Below are 17876 nucleotides of genomic sequence, written 5' to 3'. Positions count from 1 at the left end.
AGTTCCCTAATTAAAACTCTGCACTCCTGGGGGTGCGGGGGAATGGAATGACATCCCTGATGTTACTCATACCTGTAATAAACATAATTAAGCGTTCAAATCCTAATCCAAATCCACTGTGTTCAACTGTTCCAAATTTACGAGTTTCCAGATACCACCACAATTCATCTTCAGGAATATCCATCTCTTTCATCCTGCGTTGCAGTTTTTCCAGCTCCTCCTCTCTTTGTGAACCTCCGATGATCTCCCCAATCTGAGGAAAAAGTACATCCATGGCCCTGACGGTCAGTCCGTCATCGTTCTGCTTCATGTAAAAGGCCTTGATATCCCTGGGATAATCGGTCAGTATCACCGGTTTCTTATAATACTCCTCAACCAGGTACCTTTCATGCTCGGCCTGGAGATCCAGTCCCCATTCCACAGGAAACTCGAACTTCTTGTCTGCCTTCTTCAGGATCTCAACTGCCTCCGTGTAAGTCTTTCTTTCAAAGGATTGTTCCAGGACAAATTGCAGGCGCTCCAGCAGTCCTTTATCAAGCATCTTATTCAAAAACTCCAGATCATCCTGGCAGTGATCCATGGTATACCTGATCAGATATTTCAGGAAATCTTCTGCCAGGTCCATGTTATCGTGGATATCATAAAACGCCATTTCAGGCTCTATCATCCAGAATTCTGCCACATGGCGGGGGGTATTGGAGTTTTCGGCACGAAATGTGGGGCCAAAAGTGTAAATGGACGACAGTGCCAGGGCTCCCAGTTCACCCTCCAGCTGACCGGAAACGGTAAGATTGGTGGGTCGTCCGAAAAAGTCCTGGCTAAAATCTACCTTCCCCTCTTCGGTTTTAGGGGTTTGATCCAGATCCAGGGTAGTGACCTTAAACATGGCTCCCGCCCCTTCCGCATCTGAAGCGGTGATAATGGGGGTATGCAGATAAAAGAATCCCTTATCATTGTAGTATTTGTGTATGGCGTATGCCAGGGCATGCCTGATGCGGAAGACAGCACCAAAAGTGTTGGTCCGGAACCTCAGATGTGCAATCTCACGCAAAAATTCAAAGGAGTGTCCCTTTTTCTGCAAAGGATAGAGTTCCGGATCGGAGTCTCCCAAAACTTCTATTTCCCTGGCCTGTATCTCCACATTCTGGCCTTTACCCATCGATTCGACCAGTGTACCGGTCACACTAATACTGGAACCGGTGGTAATCCTTTTCATTAGCTCCTCGGGAAAAAGAGTCAGATCGGCAACAACCTGGATGCTATGAATGATGGTTCCGTCATTTACGGCGATAAACGCCACCTGATTATTTCCCCGCCTGGTCCTTACCCATCCTTTCAGCAGGACTTCTCTGCTTTTTTCTGCTGCACCCAGCAACTCTTTAACTGTCGATCTCTTCATCTTCTTTTGTTTAATCAAGCTACAAAAGTACAATTTTATCAATTTCCATTCGTTAACTTTATAATCTAAAAAGAATCCGCTAAATTTACTTCCGTCCAAAAAAACATGACCATGGAGCATGAGAAGAAATCCATTCTGGTTACCTGGGATTTTTCTGCTGTATCCTTCAGTGCCTTGAAGCATGCCCTTAAGATGGCTCACATTTTAAAAAACAGTGTGATATTATTTCATATTGTCAAAGATCCATCTGAAGAGGAGGCAGCCAGGAAAAGAATGGAAGAGACGGTGGAGGAAATAAAAAAGGATCTTGGCGAAACGGTGGGTTATTCTGTTCACCATGGAAAAATTTTCAAAGAGATTTCCGATTATGCCTCCAGGGAGGAGAACAATGTTCACTTCGTGGTCATGGGAACCCATGGTATGAAAGGGGGGCAAAAACTATTTGGCAGCTGGGCCCTGAGGGTGATCGCCGGATCGTCTGTTCCGTTTATTGTAGTTCAGGATCTGCCCCCGGAAAAAGACAGGTATACAGATATAGTCTTTCCAATTGACTTCAAATCCGAAAACAAAGAGAAACTACAGTGGGCCATCTTCCTGGGGAAATACCTGAATTCCAAAATTCACCTGTATAAGGCGCCTGTCATGGATAAAAACCTTCAAAAGAAGGTAAATGTCAATCTGAATTTTGCTATCCGTTTCCTGATTCAGAATAATATTGAATATGAGATTCACACTTCGTCGGAGAGGGGATCAGGCAATTTTCATAAAGAACTGCTTGCTTTCTGTAAAAAAATCAGTGCCGATTTGATCCTGATTACCACCACCAAACACCTCACAAAAGTCGACTATATTTTTGGAGCCAAGGAACAATATCTTATCTCCAATAAAGAGAAGATTCCTGTGATGTGTGTGAATCCCAAGTCCAACTTTGCCAAAGTGGGGCAGTTCATGTACGGTTAAAATATGTCCATTGCAATAAAAGAGATTTCCAAAAGCTACGGTTCTCAGATCGCAGTGAACAAAGTATCTTTTGAAGTTCATACCGGGGAAATTGTAGGATTCATAGGCCCTAACGGAGCAGGTAAGTCCACCACCATGAAGATGATTACCGGAAGCCTGTCGCCCGACAGTGGATCTGTGACCATACAAGGCCTGCCGGCACTTGAGCATCAAAAAGAGATTCGCGGACTGATCGGTTACCTTCCCGAGAACAATCCCCTCTATCATGAGATGTATATTCGCGAGTATCTTCAATATGTGGCAGGCTTATACCAGGTCAGCGGAAAACTGGCCAGGGAAAGGATCTCTTCTGTCATTGAAATGACAGCGCTCTCGGCTGAAGTGGGAAAAAAAATTGGAAATCTGTCTAAAGGATACCGGCAGCGGGTCGGACTGGCGCAGGCTTTGATCCACGATCCGGAGATCCTCATTCTGGATGAACCAACCTCGGGCCTGGATCCCAATCAGCTGGTGGAAATCAGAAATCTTGTCTCCAACATAGGCAAAGAGAAAACCGTGCTTCTCTCCACCCATATTCTTCAGGAGGTTGAAGCGATCTGTGACCGGGTGATTGTGATCAACAATGGGAAGATTGTTGCAGATGAGAATGCCACCCTTTTAAAGGAAAAGGGCGGAGGCCAGACCCAGACCATTCATATTGAACTGGATGGCCCCGTCGATCCAGGGATCTGGAAGACTCTTCCGTTTATCGAGCATGTCAGACCCATTGGCGACAAGCAGTTTCTGCTGGAAACCCACGAAATGCGTGATATCCGTGGAGATATTTTTAATTTTGCTGTCAGTCAGGAATTTACTGTTTTATCCCTCTCCCTGAAGAAAAAGAGCCTGGAAGAGGTCTTCCGGGAATTAACCACTAATTAAGATTCTCTTTATCAAATTGTTGCGGCAAAAACAAAATGGCATTGTATTTGTTCAATATTTTTATATTTTTACCGACTCATTTTGTTAACCAAACAATGATAGTATGAAATTAAGAGTATTGGCAATTCTAACAGGTGTTCTTCTGGCAGGATCCCTGTATGCCCAGACCATGACCGACGTTATCAATGAATTCAATGCAGGCGTTGAAAGTATAAATGGACAAGAGTATGATGCCGCACTTGAACATTTTAATCAGGTGCTGGCCATGGCTGTAACAGTGGGTGATGAGGCGAACGATCTGAAGGCTCAGGCTGAAGATCAAATTCCCTCCACTTACTACCGGCAGGCCACTACTTTTATGAAGAGAAAGCAATACGACAATGCGATTCCCTTCCTGGAGAAAACGGTTGAAATGGCCACACTCTACAACAACAACGAAGAAATCAGCAACAAAGCCGCCGGGTACTTACCCCAGCTGTGTATGAGGCAGGGCAGCCAGGAGTGGAAAAATAAAAACTTCGATGCAGCCCTGGCATATTTTGACAAGGTACTGGCCATAAATCCCAATATCTATCAGGCTTGTCAGGGCAAAGGAATGGTTTACCTCGACCAGGATAAAACCGAAGAGATGCTTGAGTGCTTCACCAGGGCCAAAGAGGGAGCCACGGCTAAAAATGACACAAAAACCATCGAGCAGATTAACGGCGTTATCGACACTTATTATAACAAGTTTATCCTGGAAGAGATGGAAATGGTCGATCCCGAGGAAAACGACTATACTTTTGTTGTTGAAGCCTGCGAAAAGGCACTGGCAGCTAATCCCAATAATCCGCGTGCGCTCTATCACCTGGCTATTGTATCCAACAAAACGGTAGAATACGATAAAGCTGTCGAATATGCCCAGGAAGCCCTGCTTCATGAAACTGAATCAGTTTGGATCTCAGCCATCAATTTCGAACTGGGAAGCGCCTTTCAGAATACAGCCGATTATGATAAAGCCTGCGAAACCCTGAGAAAGGTTACCGAAGAGCCCTTCCTTGCCAGGGCCGAGAAAAAGATCGAGTCCCTCTGTAACTAGTACAACGGAACGTAATCCTTATTAAGCAGCGTTAATAACGCTGCTTTTTTTTGCTACATGAGCGAAAATTACTTCCTTTGTCGGGTCGATGTGGAAAGATTTGACTGATTGCAACCACGATAAAAAAATGCTAAAACAGCCTCTTAGCAAACATCGGTCAATTTTCTCATCTTAATTGTATTACACTAATTGAAATTACATCATGGCCTATCTGTTTACTTCCGAATCGGTCTCTGAAGGACATCCCGATAAAGTCTCCGATCAAATATCTGATGCCCTGCTGGATGAATTCCTGGCATTCGATCCTCAGTCCAAAGTGGCATGTGAAACTCTGGTAACCACCGGGCAGGTGGTGCTCGCCGGGGAGGTCCGGACCTCTACCTATATTGATGTGCAAAAAGTAGCCAGGGAGACGATAAAGAAAATCGGGTATACGAAAAGCGATTACCAGTTTGAGTACAACTCCTGCGGGGTGATTACTCTGATCCACGAACAGAGTCACGATATCAACCGGGGGGTTGACCGGGAGGACCCCATGCAGCAGGGTGCCGGCGACCAGGGCATGATGTTCGGCTATGCCACCAATGAGACGGACGATTTTATGCCGCTCCCCCTGGAGCTTAGCCAAAAGCTGTTGATCGAGATGGCCGCTATCCGGAGGGAAGAAAAGCTAATGACCTACCTTCGACCCGATTCCAAATCACAGGTAACCATTGAATACGATGATAATGACATACCCATCAGGGTTCATACCATCGTTATCTCCACCCAGCATGATGAGTTCGATAGTGATGATTCTCGTATGCTGGAAAAGATCAGGTCTGATGTGAAAGAGATCCTGATCCCCAGAATGGTTCAGCAGCTTCCCGAACGCCTTCAATCATTGTTTGATGGTCAGTTCATCCTCCATGTGAATCCTACCGGGAAATTTGTGATTGGAGGGCCCCATGGAGACACCGGTCTCACCGGACGGAAAATCATTGTGGATACCTATGGCGGGAAAGGGGCTCATGGCGGGGGTGCCTTCTCCGGAAAAGATCCTTCCAAGGTGGACCGTTCAGCTGCCTATGCGGCACGTCATATTGCCAAAAACATTGTGGCTGCAGGAATTTCGGATGAAATCCTGGTACAGCTCGCTTACGCCATTGGCGTGGTTGAACCCATTGGGGTTTTTGTCAACACTTATGGAAAATCGAGGATAGATCTCACAGATGGTGAAATCGCCCGCAAGATTGAAGAGGTATATGACCTAAGGCCCGCTGCCATTGAGAAGGGCCTGAAATTACGGAATCCCATCTACCTGGAAACCGCTTCCTATGGACACATGGGACGTACACCGCAGGTCGTTAAGAAAACCTTTGAATCACAATACTGGGATCCCCTGACCATTGAAGTGGAACTTTTCACCTGGGAAAAACTGGATCTCGTGGATACCTTCAAAGAGGTTTTTGGTATTTCTTAAACATATAACCCGGCCTTAGTTCATTGGAATATTGTATATAGCTTTATTCCACTATTTCTAACACCCTAACATTTTCAAAAACTCTAACATAAACTTATGTTTTCAGGGATCGTTGAAGAAGCCGCGACGGTGGTCCGGCTTGAAAAAGAACTGGAGAATCTGCATATCACCATCCGTTGCTCATTTACCAACGAGTTAAAAATTGACCAGAGCATCTCGCATAACGGGGTCTGTCTGACCGTGGTCGGTATCGAAGAAGATACCTATACGGTAACCGCCATCCGGGAAACCCTTCAAAAATCGAACCTGGGCTTACTCCAGGTGGGCGATAAGGTAAACCTGGAGCGCAGCACCCGACTCGATTCCAGGCTGGACGGGCATATGGTACAGGGTCATGTGGATCTGACCGCCACCTGCACCAAAGTGAAAGAAGCCGAAGGAAGCTGGTATTATACCTTTTCCTTTGAACCCAAAGGAGAGGAGCATATTACTGTGGAGAAAGGCTCCGTGTCGGTGAACGGAGTAAGCCTGACAGTCGTTAACTCCAGAGATACTTCATTCCAGGTGGCCATTATCCCGTTTACCTACGAGCTCACCAACTTTCACCAGTTCAAGGTTGGAACAGTGGTCAATATTGAATTCGACATCATCGGAAAATACATAGCCCGGATTCTGAAGACACAGTTAAAAAAATAAATCCATGCAGACCGTTTTAATCCTGGGTGCAGGACTCTCTTCCAACTCACTTATCAAATACTTCCTGGATCACTCTGAGAAACAGTGGAAAATCCGGGTAGGTGATATCCATATCGAAAATGCCCTGGCCCGTACTTTTGGTCATCCCGGTGCAGAGGCTTTTCGCTTCGATATTTATGATCACGTTCAAAGGCAGGAAGAGATATACCGGGCGAATATCGTGATCAGCATGCTTCCGGCCAGGATGCATCACCTGGTGGCAGAAAGTTGTGTGGAACTGGGAAGGAATATGGTCACTGCTTCTTATGTCTCTCCGGCTATCAGGGCCCTCGATGGGGAAGCCAGGAAAAAAGGAGTGGTTTTGATGAACGAGTGCGGGGTGGATCCCGGCATCGACCACATGTCGGCCATGCAGATGATTCACAGGCTCAGGGAAGAGGGTGTCGAACTGAAGGCTTTTGAATCGAGTACAGGTGGACTGGTGGCCCCGGGTTATGAAAATAATCCCTGGAGATATAAGTTTACCTGGAACCCACGAAACGTGGTATTGGCAGGACATGAAGGTGCCCGCTTTCTTCATAACGGAAAATTTAAGTATATCCCCTATCACAAATTATTCAGCCGTATTGAGACCATCCAGGTTCCGGAGCTGGGAGAATTCGAAGTGTATGGAAACAGGGACTCCCTTACCTACAGGGAAACCTATGGTTTGCATAAGCTGAAGACCATGTTTCGCGGAACCATCCGCCGGCCGGGATTCTGTGAGGCCTGGGACACTTTTGTCCAGCTTGGGGCCACGGATGATACCTATGTGATGGAGAATACAGAGGAAATGACCTACAGAGAGTTCATCAACAGTTTTATGGCTTTCCGGACCGACATCCCTGTAGAACAGAAACTGCTGAACTATCTGAATCTGGATAAAGACTCAGGGATGATGGAACGCCTGAGATGGCTGGGTATCTTCGGGGATACAAAAATCGGGGTACCCGGACTGAGCCCTGCCAAAATCCTCCAGAAGATCCTGGAAGAAAAATGGCAGCTCGAGCCAAACGACAAAGATATGATTGTTATGCAGCACCAGTTCGATTTTGAGAAAGGGGGAATCTCTAAGAAGAGGTTTTCCACCATGGTCTGCATCGGAGAAGACATAAAAAATACCGCCATGTCGATCACGGTGGGGCTTCCGCTTGCCATGGTGGCCCGGCGGATTCTCGAGGGGACCTATCAGGGAACGGGCGTCAGGCTACCTATTGAGCCTGAGATATATAACCCGGTCCTGGAAGAACTGGCCACTTACGGTATCCGTTTTGTGGAGAAGGAGATAAACATCTCCTGAAGACGTACTGATCCCTTAGACGATCAGCCCGTCTTTCATGGTGATAATGCGGTCGGCCATTCCGGCCAGGCTATGATCGTGAGTGACAATTACCAGCGTCTTCTGAAAACGGTCACGCAGAGTCATAAAGAGTTTATGCAGCTCCTGTTTGTTTTCTGTGTCCAGATTACCCGAAGGTTCATCGGCCAGGATGACCTGCGGATCGTTAATCAGTGCCCGGGCCACCGCCACCCGCTGTTGCTCGCCTCCTGATAATTCAGAAGGTTTGTGATCCAGGCGCTCCAGAAGCCCCAGGAAGTTGAGCAACTCCCTGGCCCTCTCCTCCACTTCCTTCCGTGGCCTGTTGGCAATAAATCCGGGAATGCACACATTTTCATGAGCCGTGAATTCCGGCAGAAGCTGGTGGAACTGGAACACAAATCCTATGTTCTGGTTTCTGAAACGGGCCAGCCTGCTTCCATTTAGCTGGCCGGTATCGATCCCGTTAATGGCAATACTTCCTGCATCCTGCCTGCTGAGAGTGCCCATAATCTGGAGCAGTGTGGTTTTCCCTGCCCCGGATGCTCCAACAATGGAGACCACCTCACCGGCATTAATTTCCAGACTGATCCCCTTTAATACCTTCAGATTTCCAAAAGACTTTGTGATTTTTGCTGCGCTGATCATCCCTTTAAAATAAGAGATAAATATACAACAGATAGATGATAATCATAATACTTCCTTCCCACCGGGTAATCCTTGAGCGGGAGGCCGGCAACATAAGCAAAACCAGAAGAAAAGAGGCCCCCAGCATCCAGGCTATGTCAAAGCTGGCTATTTCCCGGCTGACAGCGATGGGACTTATCAGGCTGGTAAGTCCCAGCACCGACAGAATGTTCATGATATTGGAACCAATAATATTCCCCACCGAAATCTCTGTTTCCTTTTTCAGCGCTGCAATGACACTGGTAGCCAGTTCCGGTATGCTGGTCCCCACGGCCACCATCGTAACGGAAACCACTCTTTTCGAAATACCCAGCTCTTCTGCTATCAGGGCCACATTATCTACGAGCAGATCAGCACCAAAAGCCAGCCCCACGCACGATACCAGGAACATAATTACCGCCACCCACCATTTCATGGCTCCCTTCCTTTCAGAGGGAGCTTCTGTGGCATTCAGTCCCCGGGCACTTATGACTGAATAAGCAATATACCCGGCCAGTAATCCGACAAGTACCCCTCCCTCAGGCCTGGTAATCCATCTATCCTGTGAGAAAGCAAAAAGAAGCAGGGAGACTGCCATCATCATAGGCCAGTCACGTTTTACAGAGGAAGCAGGAACAGGAATGGGAAATATAAGCGCAGTAATAGCCAGGACCAAAAGGATGTTGGAGATATTACTTCCCACCACATTGCCCATGGCAATTTCAGGGTAGCCTGAAAAAGCAGCCTGAAGGCTCACCAGCAGTTCAGGAGCAGAGGTCCCAAAGGCCACCACGGTAAGCCCGATGATCATTTTAGGGATCTTCAGCCGCCGGGAAATAGCCACACTGCTATCAACCAGGAATTTACCACTGACAAAAAGCAGTGCAAGTCCGGCAAACAGAAAAAGATAAACTTGTGCCATGGGTACGTGGTCGCGCTAGCCGATGTCCAGATTTTTCTTAACCTCCTTCGCCACTGTACTGGCTTCCCTGGAGAGATTCTTTCCAACTGTACTGGCATCCTTGGTGAGATTCTTTCCTATTTCATTGGCATCCTTGGTGAGATTCTTTCCTATTTCATTGGCATCCTTGGTGAGATTCTTTCCTATCTCATTGGCATCCTTGGTGAGATTCTGCCTGATATCATTTACATCTTTGGAAAGATTCTTCTTGATCTCCTTGAAATCTTCCATCACCTCGGGGGTGCTGCTTTCAAACTCCCGCTTGATATCTTCGGTAGCTTTTCTGAATTCTTTCATTCCCTTGCCGAATGTCCTGGCAAGCTTAGGAATCTCCTTGGATCCAAACAACAACAACGCGATCAATACAGCAAATACGATCTCTTGCCCGCTAATAAATAGTACTATCCCAAACATCCTAGTAATGATTTACGCAAAGATAATAAAAAAGCCATCCTGAAATGCATCAGAATGGCTCCGGACATAAGTGGAATTTTGATATGCCTCGCTCCTAATGGGTCATAAATGAAAGGGTATAGCTTCCTTCAGCTTTGTCTGCAGTAATCAGGTAGGTCCATGACCCGACATATTTATTCTTTTCTTCCTCCCTGATGGAGAGAGATTGGGAGAATGAAATCTGGGCGGAGGAAGTAATGGAAAGATCCTTGAATACCTTTCCGCCCGGATATAAGACTTTAATTTTAATCTTTCCGGCATTTGCCTTCCCGCTAATGGTGCATCTGATGTGAGTGGTGCTTTCATCCACATCGAATTCCCCTTCTGAATTATCGCTATTCCCGGTAAAACTGTTTCTGATGGTAAGCTGTGACTGGTTTTCCTGTCCCCCGGAGAAAAAATAGTAGGAGCCCTCGTCTGCAAAACCGCTGCCGGGGGAGAAAAACCTGGCCGAACTTCTGGCCCTGGATGCCTCCCTGGCCTGCCCGGCAAAGGCCCGTTCCAGCTCTATTGTTTTAAGCTGTTGTTCCTTCATCTGCTGCCTCTGCATTTCGATCTGTTCCTGCTTGACTTTCAGTTCTGCATCCCTGTCTGTCTTCTCCTCCTGTGTCTGGGCCCTGGCCACCGTCGCCAGGAGCAGTAAGGACAGAGCAAAGGAAAATATCCGGTATATCTTCAAATTTTTCATAAAACAATGATTAATGGGTTTCTTCTACAAAAGTAGGGAGGGAAGCCGTGCATCTTGGTTAATAGAGTGTTAACGATAGGTTAAGGATGCTGGAAAGAGTGTATCTTAGCTCTTGAGTTGTACAGAATGAAGAGCCGGTTTTTCATAGGATCATCCGTCCTGGCACTGCTGGTCCTTATTGTGGTGCAATATGTTTTTATCACCGAGACTTACCGGACCAAGAAAGAGCAGTTCGATTCCCGCTTTGGGAGTCTTGCGAGAGAGGCGATTTCCAAATTCAACAGCCTGGATTATCGCTATGATTTTGATTCCGTTCTCTTTCTTCTGGACGAAAGGGCCCTGGAATTCATATATGAATCCCGGGATTCCATGAGCCGCAAACCGGGAGAAGTATTCCAGGAGATCTTAAATCAATACCGGGAACCTGAATATTTTATCCGCGACTATATTCACCAGGCTGGCGAGGACCCTGAATTTACCTATCACCTGCAGGTGGATGAACTCTACCTGGTAGATATGGGCTTCCGTCAACGGGTTTATCCCAACGGGCCGGAGCTGCCACAGGCCCCTGCCAATGCATTGCTGGCGGGGAACTTCACGCATGAGCGAAACTTTTTTAATATCTCCTACAGCATCTATATCGATTTTGTGAACCGCTCAAAGCTGATCCTGAGAGAGATGTGGTTAATCCTGGTACTGGACCTCCTAACCCTGGTCCTGGTATTTACCGTATTCATCCTGACTCTCCGGAACATGCTGCAGCAGAAACGTCTCTCGGAGATGAAAAGTGACTTTATCTCCAATATGACCCATGAGCTGAAAACACCCCTGTCCACCATTTCAGTGGCCTCCAGTTCCCTGGGCAAGCAGGAAATCATGAAGGTTCCGGAACGAGTTGAAGAGCTTTCGGGTCTGATCAAGAGACAGAACAGACATCTTTCTGATCTGATCGACCGGATCCTGGATATCCATATCTGGGAGAAAGATCAGGTAAGGCTGAAACCACAACACATCCAGCTGGAAAACTGGACCAGGCAGTTGGTAGCCGGGTTTCAACTGGAACATGAAAAGGCTTCTCCGGAGATCTGTTTGGATTTCCGGCTGAATCAGAGCAACTACCTGATGGATGGGGTCCATATGTCTACCGTCTTAAATAATCTTTTTTCCAATGCCGTACGCTACGGTAAGCATCCCTGCAGGATAGAAGTACTGATGAAAGATATGGATCACTGTTTATGGATCCGGGTATCGGACAATGGCCCGGGGATTAAAAAAGAGGACCAGAAACACCTTTTTGAAAAATTCTTCAGAGGCGAAGAGGCCAGGCAGCGGGTAGTCAGGGGACTGGGACTGGGTCTCTATTATGTGAAACAGATTGTAGAAGCGCACGGGGGGACCATCACCGTTCAGAGTAAAACCGGAGAGGGCACCTCCTTTCATATAAAAATACCGACAGATGATAGACCTCTTACTTGTTGAAGACGACATTGACCTCCAGAAAGTGCTGGCCCAGTACCTGGAGTTATCCGGCTTCCATGTATATACCGCTAACCATGGCAAACACGGCCTGAAGGTTTTCCAGGAGCATCATGTGGATCTTTGTATCCTGGATGTTATGATGCCGGTTATGGACGGATTTACCCTGGCAGCAGAGATCCGAAAATTGGACCGTTCTATGCCGGTGGTATTTCTTACTGCCAGGAATCAGAAAGAGGACCGGCTGAAAGGACTGAAATTTGGAGCGGACGACTACATCACCAAACCCTTCGAGGCGGAGGAGCTGGTTCTAAGGCTGAATAATATTTTGAAGAGAGCCGGCAAAGAAGATACCAGCACTTTTAAGATCGGATGCCTTCATATTAAATACAGTGAACTGCTGATCGAAGACGGGAAAAACAGCTATAACCTGACCCCCAGGGAATCGGCCTTATTGAAATATCTGATTGAAAACCAGAATCACGTAGTCAGGAGAGAAGAGATCCTGGAAGACCTCTGGGGTCAGAATGACTATTTCCTGGGCCGTTCCATGGATGTCTTTATTTCGAGAATCAGAAAATACATACAGGCCGAACCATCCGTTTCACTAGAAACAAAAAGGGGTGTGGGCTTTATCTTCAAGATCAGCTCCCACACCCCTTTGTAAAGGGTTTATCAGATTTTATTTCCTGACAGCTCCTTTTAAAATCCGGGTAGTCTCATCCCCTTTGACCGTGTCATATACGACAGGCGTGGCAATAAACAGGGAGGAGTAAGTACCCACAATCACACCCAGCAGCAATGCGAAGGTAAAGCCCCGGATCACGTCCCCGCCAAAGACAAAGATGGAGAGCAGTACAAAGAAGGTACTCAGCGAGGTACTGAAGGTACGGCTCAATGTGCTGTTCAGCGCCGAATTAATGATATCCCGTCGTTCCCGCTTCTTCTGCAGGCCCACATATTCCCTGATGCGGTCAAACACCACCACGGTATCGTTAATGGAGTAACCCACCACGGTCAGAATGGCCGCAATAAAGGATTGATCCAGCTCCAGCGAGAAGGGCATAACTCCATCCAGGATGGAGAAGAGCCCGAGAACAATTAAAACGTCGTGTACCAGCGCTGCCAGGGCCCCCAGACCAAACTGCCAGTTCCTGAACCTGGCCAGGATATAGAGGAAGATGATCAGCAGCGAGGCGATGATCACGATGACCGCCGTCCGCTTAATATCATCGGCAATGGTGGGACCCACCTTATGCGAACTGATAATATAGTCCTGTCCGTTAATAAACTCATCCAGGCTGGTATCGCTATCCAGATATGGCTGAAGCCCTGCAAACATCTCCGCCTTGATGATCGAATCCACCTCGGGCCGGTCATCATCTATCAGGTGCTTGGTGGTCACTCTGACTGTATTTCGTGACCCATAGGTAATGACCGTGGGAGCTTCTCCGAAAGCTGCCTCCAGGTGTTCCTGTACTTCGGTGGTTTCCACATCCTGATTAAAGGTGATGACATAGTTACGTCCACCGGTGAAATCCACCCCGGTGTTCAATCCCCGGGTGACCAGGGAAACAATGCCTCCCAGGATAATCAGGCCCGAAATCATATAAAAGATCTTTCTTTTTCCCAGGAAATCAATTTTGGTGTTTTTAAAGGCATTCCTGGAGATCTTGGTATCGAAGGTGATCTTTCCGCTTTTGACCAGCATACGCTCATACATCAGCCTGGTGAGTATGATGGCGCTGAACAGGGAAGTCAGGATACCAATGACCAGCGTGGTGGCAAAACCCTTGATGGGACCGGTTCCGAAGAAAAACAGGATCAAGCCGGTCAGAAAGGTGGTGATTTGCGCATCAAAAATAGCTGAGTATGCATTCCGGTAACCATCCTTGATGGCGGTTTTCAGATTCTTACCCGCTGCCAGCTCTTCCCGAATCCGCTCGTAGATCAGCACGTTCGCATCCACCGACATACCTATGGTCAATACGATACCGGCAATACCCGGCAGGGTGAGCACTGCCTGCAGGGAAGCCAGAACCCCCATCAGAAAGAACATATTGGCGATCAGAGCAATATCGGCCACCATACCAGCCCTTCGGCTGTAGTAAAATAACATATAAGCCAGAACCACCACAAATGCTATCAGGAAGGAATTCAGACCGTCTTTGACGGACTTGGCACCCAGGGTCGGTCCAATGACCTCACTGGATTCGATGCGGGCGCGGGCAGGCATCTTACCCGATTTCAGAATATTGGCCAGGTCGTCTGCATCGGTCTGTGTGAAATCACCGGATATGGAGGAACTGCCCCCCCGGATCTCTTCCGAAACGTTAGGAGCCGAATATACCAGGCCGTCCAGAACAATCGCAATCGCCTGGTTAACGTTCTCCCTGGTCACATTGGCCCATTTTTTAGCACCTTCAGAGTTCATGTTCATACTTACATTGAACTCACCGGTATAAGGATCCGTACCAACCCGGGCATCGGTCACGTATTTACCTTCCATCACCGGCTGATTATTCCTGGTGGCCTTCAGGGCATGAAGCCTGATAAATTGCTGCTCTTCGCCCTGAGGTTGAAAGTGCCATGCAAATTTCAGATCAGAAGGGAATAACTGCCTGATCTGTGGAATGGCCAGGTAGGAATTCACTTCGGCTGTATCTTTCAACAATACCACACCAACAGTAGATCCCGGAATAAAATTTCTCTGATTATCCAGATAGGGGGTCAGGACAGCGATCAGGGGATTTTCACGATAAAACTGAGCTTCCTGGTCATCAAAAACCTGGGTGGTATCCAGATCCGTTAACAGGTCCAGTCCGCTTGTATCAAGCAAAAGACCCTCTTCAGGAATAAGAGTCTCTTCAACCGTCTCATCTGCAAGCAGCTCTTCACCTCTTTCCACATCAGCCGTCTCCCCGGCCTGAGCCTCAGTTCTTAATATATCGGCCAGGGTCCGGTTGGCCTGATCCAGGTAGTTCCATACTTCAGCGGCCTGGTAGGTAGTCCAGAATTCCAGGTTGGCCGTACCTGTAAGCAGCTTGGTCACCCTTTCCGGCTCCTTGACGCCCGGAAGCTCCACCAGGATCCTCCCCTGACGTTCCAGCTTCTGTATATTCAACTGAACGACTCCAAAGCGGTCTATCCTGTTTCTGAGTACATTGTATGAATTATCAATAGCATCCTCTGCTTCCGCTTTGAGGTAGGTCACCACATCACCATTGGTGGTATTGAAGTCTATCTCACCCCGTGTTTCAGGGGTCATAAAAAACTGTGCCAGCTGAGCACCGGGATTCAGCTCTTCGAACGCTTCTGCAAACAGATCCACAAAATCATTCTGACTGTTGATTTTCTTCTCATGAGCAAGTGCCATGGTTTCTGTAAAAACCGGATCAGTCAGGAACTGGCTGGCTGCCAGGGAACGAATAATATCCTCCACGGCGATCTCCAGAATGACATTCATTCCCCCTTTGAGGTCAAGTCCCAGGTTTACCTCTCTCTCTTTACACTCCTGGTAGGTATATTTTTTAAACAGAACATTATACACCACTTCCCCTTTCATCGAATCCAGGTAGGAACGCTCTATGCGTACATCACCATTGGCTACTTCCCTGGCATCACGCTCCACCTTCTGGGCAAACACAGTAAACAGAAGTTGGTATACACTTACCAGCGCAAGAACAATCGTAAAAAACCTGATAGCACCTTTATTTTGCATTTTTAACTTGTTTATTAGTAGTTACTTGATTGTCTTTTTCGAATAGGCCGCAAATATAGCACTATTTTTTTGCACTTTGGAAAGAAGCTCTAAAAAAATGCGTAATCAACCCAGGGGTTCATCACGCATTTCCCAAAGCCTAATTATCTGACATAGTGTGTTTTAAAACTGCTCTTCAAATAATTTCATATCGTCCAGTACTTTCATCACTCCCCTCACACTTTCAGCTGAGGAAGTCATTAACTTCTTCTCCTCTGCATTCAGACTAATCTCTATGATTTCCTCCACTCCGCCTTTGCCCAGTTTTACCGGGACTCCCAGGTAGAGCTTTTTCTGACCGTATTCCCCATTCAGGTATGCACATACCGGGAATATCCTTTTCTGGTTATCTACTATGGCCTCCACCATTTGTGAAACGGCCGCCCCGGGTGCATACCAGGCAGAGGTTCCCATCAGGCCCACCAACTCGCCACCACCCTTTCGGGTGCGCTCCACAATTTTATCAATCACTTCTTTACCCAGAAGTTCGGTTACCGGAATGCCACTTACTGAAGTATACCTGGGCAATGGCACCATGGTATCGCCGTGCCCCCCCAGCAACATGGCATGAATATCAGTTGGAGAAATATTCAGGGCATCGGCCAGGAAGGCCTTGTAGCGACCCGTATCAAGAATACCAGCCATGCCGAATACCTTGTGTGGATCCTTGTTGGCAGCCAAAAATGCAGCATAAGTCATCACGTCCAGCGGATTCGAAACCACTATGATAATCGCATCAGGCGAGTATTTGATTGCCTTCTCTGTAACCTCCTTCACAATATTGGCATTTGTTTTGATCAGGTCATCACGAGACATGCCGGGCTTTCTGGGAATCCCTGATGTGATCACAATGATACCGGATCCCTTGGTCTTCAGATAATCATTGGTGCAACCGGTAACCCGGGTATTAAAGTGATTGATGGAGGAAGTCTGCCAGATGTCCAGAGCTTTTCCTTCGGCCAGTCCCTCTTTCACATCGAGCAGGACCACTTCATTGGCCAGATCCTTATGGGCAATAACATTGGCGCAGGTGGCGCCTACATTTCCGGCGCCAATTACAGTAATTTTGTTCATAATTCCAGGGTTTTAATATTAGACGTTGTTGTAACATTTAGGTCCGTTCTATAAATAATATTGAGCATGAGGGGCCCGATTCCTTGACTTTGGATAGTAAATATAGTAAATTGAGCATGAACCTCTTCGTTTCCGAGCCATGAAAATAGATCTGTCGAAATACTTGGATAACTGGTACAAGGAGGATCCGGCTAAACAACTATATCCCGGTCCGGTCGTTACCCTGTCCAGAGAGGTGGGTTGTCCGGCCAAAAGTATTGCTTCGAAGCTTTCTGCCAGGTTGAATACCGAGAAAAAGAAGTACTCCAAAGAGCACCCCTGGAGGTGGATCGATAAGGAGATCATGCTGGAATCGGCCAAAGAGCTGCAGGTGGATTCCAACCAGATTCAGCATATTTTTGATTACAAAAGCCGGGGGGTGCTTGAAGATATGCTGCTGGCCCAATCCAAGAATTACTATAAATCGGATATGAAGATCCGTACTACCATCGCTAAAGTGATCAGGAATTTTGCAAATTCCGGTAACGCGATTATTGTAGGCAGGGGGGGGGTGGCAATCACCAGGGACATCCCTAAATCACTTCACATTTACCTGGAGGCCCCCCTTGAATGGAGAGCTCTGAGGGTGGCCGACAAATTTAATTTCACTATTGATCAGGCACGCAGTTACGCGCAGAATATAGATAAAAAGAGAGCCGCCTTCAGAGGTTTCTTTCAGGGTAAAGGCAATGATTACACACGTTTTGATATCAGGCTGAACTGTATGACTCTGAAACCCGATGAGTTGATTGACATTATTATTGCAGCCATGAGAACACGGTCCATGATTTAAAAGATTTGTTATTTTTATCCTGATAAACTAACTCCAATTTATGTTTCGATTTGCGTTCCATGCATTTATACTGACATTATGCTTGTATGGATG

16 protein-coding genes are annotated in these 17876 nt (G+C 47.1%); 9 read left to right on the top strand and 7 right to left on the bottom strand.

Annotated elements, in window-relative coordinates:
* Nucleotides 1-10: 10 nt before the first annotated feature.
* On the bottom strand, nucleotides 11-1399 hold the full coding sequence (asnS, locus tag P1P86_01670; protein MDF1573886.1) for an asparagine--tRNA ligase: 1389 nt from the start codon (nucleotides 1397-1399) through the stop codon (nucleotides 11-13).
* Between the two features lie 111 nt (nucleotides 1400-1510).
* Here asnS and P1P86_01665 point away from each other — a divergent pair, with 111 nt between their 5' ends.
* The 6 genes from P1P86_01665 (at nucleotide 1511) to P1P86_01640 (ending at nucleotide 7855) form a co-directional block, all read left to right on the top strand.
* Nucleotides 1511-2359: a universal stress protein gene (locus tag P1P86_01665; protein ID MDF1573885.1), complete on the top strand. Its 849-nt coding sequence runs from the start codon at nucleotides 1511-1513 to the stop codon at nucleotides 2357-2359.
* Between the two features lie 3 nt (nucleotides 2360-2362).
* Nucleotides 2363-3280 (top strand): gliding motility-associated ABC transporter ATP-binding subunit GldA, encoded by a 918-nt coding sequence (gldA, locus tag P1P86_01660; GenBank protein ID MDF1573884.1) that lies wholly within the window; start codon nucleotides 2363-2365, stop codon nucleotides 3278-3280.
* 103 nt (nucleotides 3281-3383) lie between these two features.
* The gene (locus tag P1P86_01655) at nucleotides 3384-4358 is read left to right on the top strand and encodes a tetratricopeptide repeat protein (GenBank protein ID MDF1573883.1); all 975 of its coding nucleotides are present in this window, start codon (nucleotides 3384-3386) and stop codon (nucleotides 4356-4358) included.
* A 202-nt stretch (nucleotides 4359-4560) separates the two neighbouring features.
* The gene (gene metK, locus P1P86_01650) at nucleotides 4561-5820 is read left to right on the top strand and encodes a methionine adenosyltransferase (GenBank protein MDF1573882.1); all 1260 of its coding nucleotides are present in this window, start codon (nucleotides 4561-4563) and stop codon (nucleotides 5818-5820) included.
* Between the two features lie 96 nt (nucleotides 5821-5916).
* A complete protein-coding gene (locus P1P86_01645) occupies nucleotides 5917-6516 on the top strand; it encodes a riboflavin synthase (GenBank protein ID MDF1573881.1) in 600 nt (199 codons plus the stop codon).
* 4 nt (nucleotides 6517-6520) lie between these two features.
* Nucleotides 6521-7855 carry a saccharopine dehydrogenase C-terminal domain-containing protein gene (locus P1P86_01640; protein ID MDF1573880.1) on the top strand — a complete coding sequence of 445 codons (1335 nt, stop codon included), beginning with the start codon at nucleotides 6521-6523 and terminating at the stop codon, nucleotides 7853-7855.
* A gap of 15 nt (nucleotides 7856-7870) precedes the next feature.
* On the opposite strand, the gene P1P86_01635 is transcribed toward P1P86_01640, so the two are convergent.
* From P1P86_01635 to P1P86_01620, 4 genes are all read right to left on the bottom strand, one after another.
* On the bottom strand, nucleotides 7871-8521 hold the full coding sequence (locus P1P86_01635; GenBank protein MDF1573879.1) for an ABC transporter ATP-binding protein: 651 nt from the start codon (nucleotides 8519-8521) through the stop codon (nucleotides 7871-7873).
* Nucleotides 8522-8525: 4 nt separating this feature from the next.
* Nucleotides 8526-9461 (bottom strand): calcium/sodium antiporter, encoded by a 936-nt coding sequence (locus P1P86_01630; GenBank protein ID MDF1573878.1) that lies wholly within the window; start codon nucleotides 9459-9461, stop codon nucleotides 8526-8528.
* Between the two features lie 15 nt (nucleotides 9462-9476).
* A complete protein-coding gene (locus tag P1P86_01625; GenBank protein MDF1573877.1) occupies nucleotides 9477-9914 on the bottom strand; it encodes a twin-arginine translocase TatA/TatE family subunit in 438 nt (145 codons plus the stop codon).
* A gap of 94 nt (nucleotides 9915-10008) precedes the next feature.
* A complete protein-coding gene (locus P1P86_01620; protein MDF1573876.1) occupies nucleotides 10009-10641 on the bottom strand; it encodes a hypothetical protein in 633 nt (210 codons plus the stop codon).
* Between the two features lie 126 nt (nucleotides 10642-10767).
* Here P1P86_01620 and P1P86_01615 point away from each other — a divergent pair, with 126 nt between their 5' ends.
* Entirely contained in the window at nucleotides 10768-12120 is a 1353-nt protein-coding gene (locus P1P86_01615; protein MDF1573875.1) for a HAMP domain-containing sensor histidine kinase, read from the top strand.
* Nucleotides 12098-12784 carry a response regulator transcription factor gene (locus P1P86_01610; GenBank protein ID MDF1573874.1) on the top strand — a complete coding sequence of 229 codons (687 nt, stop codon included), beginning with the start codon at nucleotides 12098-12100 and terminating at the stop codon, nucleotides 12782-12784. The genes P1P86_01615 and P1P86_01610 overlap by 23 nt, the downstream gene beginning before the upstream one ends.
* Before the next feature lie 15 nt (nucleotides 12785-12799).
* Here the strand turns inward: P1P86_01610 and secDF are convergent, their stop codons facing one another.
* On the bottom strand, nucleotides 12800-15838 hold the full coding sequence (gene secDF, locus P1P86_01605) for a protein translocase subunit SecDF (protein ID MDF1573873.1): 3039 nt from the start codon (nucleotides 15836-15838) through the stop codon (nucleotides 12800-12802).
* 162 nt (nucleotides 15839-16000) lie between these two features.
* Nucleotides 16001-16951 carry a malate dehydrogenase gene (gene mdh, locus P1P86_01600; protein ID MDF1573872.1) on the bottom strand — a complete coding sequence of 317 codons (951 nt, stop codon included), beginning with the start codon at nucleotides 16949-16951 and terminating at the stop codon, nucleotides 16001-16003.
* Nucleotides 16952-17090: 139 nt separating this feature from the next.
* On the opposite strand from mdh, the gene P1P86_01595 reads away from it, so the two are divergent.
* Nucleotides 17091-17783, top strand: coding sequence for a cytidylate kinase-like family protein (locus tag P1P86_01595; GenBank protein MDF1573871.1), 693 nt, complete (start codon nucleotides 17091-17093; stop codon nucleotides 17781-17783).
* Nucleotides 17784-17876: the final 93 nt, after the last annotated feature.

The sequence above is a fragment of the Bacteroidales bacterium genome, from assembly GCA_029210725.1.
Taxonomy (GTDB): Bacteria; Bacteroidota; Bacteroidia; order Bacteroidales.
Note: the sequence above shows the minus strand (reverse complement) of the source record. Positions and strands in the feature narration are given on the sequence as shown.

Excerpts from the sequence above, each read along its gene's own strand:
- metK (MDF1573882.1), top strand. The coding sequence starts at position 4,561 with ATGGCCTATCTGTTTACTTCCGAATCGGTCTCTGAAGGACATCCCGAT.
- secDF (MDF1573873.1), bottom strand. The coding sequence starts at position 15,838 with ATGCAAAATAAAGGTGCTATCAGGTTTTTTACGATTGTTCTTGCGCTG.
- P1P86_01635 (MDF1573879.1), bottom strand. The coding sequence starts at position 8,521 with ATGATCAGCGCAGCAAAAATCACAAAGTCTTTTGGAAATCTGAAGGTA.
- mdh (MDF1573872.1), bottom strand. The coding sequence starts at position 16,951 with ATGAACAAAATTACTGTAATTGGCGCCGGAAATGTAGGCGCCACCTGC.
- P1P86_01630 (MDF1573878.1), bottom strand. The coding sequence starts at position 9,461 with ATGGCACAAGTTTATCTTTTTCTGTTTGCCGGACTTGCACTGCTTTTT.
- P1P86_01615 (MDF1573875.1), top strand. The coding sequence starts at position 10,768 with ATGAAGAGCCGGTTTTTCATAGGATCATCCGTCCTGGCACTGCTGGTC.
- asnS (MDF1573886.1), bottom strand. The coding sequence starts at position 1,399 with ATGAAGAGATCGACAGTTAAAGAGTTGCTGGGTGCAGCAGAAAAAAGC.
- P1P86_01595 (MDF1573871.1), top strand. The coding sequence starts at position 17,091 with ATGAAAATAGATCTGTCGAAATACTTGGATAACTGGTACAAGGAGGAT.
- P1P86_01610 (MDF1573874.1), top strand. The coding sequence starts at position 12,098 with ATGATAGACCTCTTACTTGTTGAAGACGACATTGACCTCCAGAAAGTG.
- P1P86_01640 (MDF1573880.1), top strand. The coding sequence starts at position 6,521 with ATGCAGACCGTTTTAATCCTGGGTGCAGGACTCTCTTCCAACTCACTT.
- P1P86_01645 (MDF1573881.1), top strand. The coding sequence starts at position 5,917 with ATGTTTTCAGGGATCGTTGAAGAAGCCGCGACGGTGGTCCGGCTTGAA.
- P1P86_01665 (MDF1573885.1), top strand. The coding sequence starts at position 1,511 with ATGGAGCATGAGAAGAAATCCATTCTGGTTACCTGGGATTTTTCTGCT.
- P1P86_01655 (MDF1573883.1), top strand. The coding sequence starts at position 3,384 with ATGAAATTAAGAGTATTGGCAATTCTAACAGGTGTTCTTCTGGCAGGA.
- P1P86_01620 (MDF1573876.1), bottom strand. The coding sequence starts at position 10,641 with ATGAAAAATTTGAAGATATACCGGATATTTTCCTTTGCTCTGTCCTTA.
- gldA (MDF1573884.1), top strand. The coding sequence starts at position 2,363 with ATGTCCATTGCAATAAAAGAGATTTCCAAAAGCTACGGTTCTCAGATC.
- P1P86_01625 (MDF1573877.1), bottom strand. The coding sequence starts at position 9,914 with ATGTTTGGGATAGTACTATTTATTAGCGGGCAAGAGATCGTATTTGCT.